Annotated in this window: 1 protein-coding gene; it reads left to right on the forward strand. The window is 75.6% G+C overall.

Features of this window, described 5'->3' with window-relative positions; all coding sequences use genetic code 11:
* Nucleotides 1-31: 31 nt before the first annotated feature.
* Nucleotides 32-1,797: TonB-dependent receptor plug domain-containing protein (locus V7Z97_RS20400; protein WP_334165460.1), on the forward strand; the 1,766-nt coding region annotated here is incomplete at its 3' end.

A 1,797-nucleotide genomic window follows, 5' to 3' on the forward strand; every position in this document is an offset into this window, starting at 1 on the left:
GGGGATTTCGGGCCGCTAGCCCTAGCGCCCCATGGCTGACCTCCCCCCACCCCCGCCCACCAACGTCGAAGTCGTCGTCGTCTATCCGCCGAGACTGGCCCCTCTAGGGGGAGAGGCCGCCTTCAGCGCGGTGCAGATCGGGCCCGAGATCCTTCAGACCACCCCGCGACTCGACGAGGCGCTGAAGCGGGTCCCCGGCGTATCGCTGTTCCGCCGGACGGGGAGCGCGGCGGCCAATCCGACGACCCAGGGGCTGTCCCTGCGGGCCATCGCGCCGTCCGGCGCCGGCCGGGCGCTGGTGACCCTGGACGGCGCGCCGCAGAACGATCCGTTCGGCGGCTGGGTGATCTGGAGCGCGCTGCCGCCGGAAGGTCTGGCCGGCGCCACGGTGGTGCGCGGCGCGGGCGCCGGCCCCTATGGCGCGGGCGCCCTGACCGGCGTCGTGGCCCTGCAGGAGCGGGGCGCCACGGGCGGCCTGGGCGCGCTGGACGTCTCCGCCGGCGAGCGCGAGAGCTACCGCGCGGCCATCTCCGGCGGGGGGGAGGGCGTCCTCGTCACCGCCAGCGCCGAAACCACCAACGGCTACACGCCGGTTCGCGGGGCCGCCGCCGGAGCCGCCGACCGGCCGCTCGACATGGAGAACGGCTCCTTCGCCTTCCGCGTGCAGCGCCAGATCGCCGGCGTGCAGGCAGCCGCCCGCCTGGGCGTGTTCGAGGAGCACCGCGGCTCGGGCCTGGTCGGGACCCGCGCCATCGCCTCCGGCGGCTCGGCCGCCTTCACCCTGGCCCAGGCGCCTGCCGAAGGCGTCGGCGGCTGGCGGCTGCAGGCCTGGGTGCGCACCAGCGACCTGAAGAACAGCTCGGCGGCCGTCGCGGCCGACCGGAGCGGCACGACGCCCGCCAACGACCAGTACGCCACGCCGGCCACCGGCTACGGCCTCAACGCGGCCCTGCAGGGGCTGTGGGGCGACCTCGCCTGGGAGGCCGGCGCCGACGTGCGGATGACCGAGGGCGAGGCGCGCGAGCGCTTCCGCTTCATGAACGGCGCCTTCACCCGCGGCCGCCTGGCCGGCGGCGAGACCCTGGTGGGCGGCGCCTATCTGGAGGGCGCGGTGGACCGCGAGGCCTGGCTGGTCACCGGCGGGGTCCGCGTGGACGGCTGGAAGTCCTCCAACGGCGTCCGCCGCGAGTGGGACCTGGCCAACAACGCCGTCCTGCTGGACCAGACCTCGGACGGCGCATCGGGAACGACGCCCACGGCCCGGCTGGGGCTGCGCTACGAGGCCGCGCCGGGCTTCTTCGTGCGCGGCGCGGCCTACGCGGGCTTCCGGCCGCCGACGCTGAACGAGCTGCACCGGCCCTTCCGGGTCGGCAACGACATCACCGAGGCCAACCCCGACCTCGAGCCGGAGACCCTGCAGGGCGCCGAGCTCGGCCTGGGCGGCGAGGGCCTGGTCAACTGGGGCCTGACCGGCTTCTACAACCGGCTGAAGGACCCGATCACCAACGTCACCATCGGCTTCGGGCCCGGCAACTTCCCGACCGCCGGCTTCGTGCCGGCCGGCGGGGTGCTGCGCCAGCGGCAGAACGCGGGCGAGATCGAGGCCTGGGGGATCGAGGGCGACGCCTTCGGCGACCTCTCCGAGGCGCTCGCCTGGCGCGCCGCCTTCTCGGCGACCAAGGCCGAGGTGGACGGCGGCTCGGCCGTGCCGCAGCTCACCGGCAAGCGGCCGGCCCAGACGCCGAAGCTGACGGTCACCGCCGGCCTCGACTGGAGCCCCATGGCCCGCCTGAACCT

This window comes from Phenylobacterium sp. (assembly GCF_036821595.1).
In the GTDB taxonomy this organism is placed as follows: domain Bacteria; phylum Pseudomonadota; class Alphaproteobacteria; order Caulobacterales; family Caulobacteraceae; genus Phenylobacterium.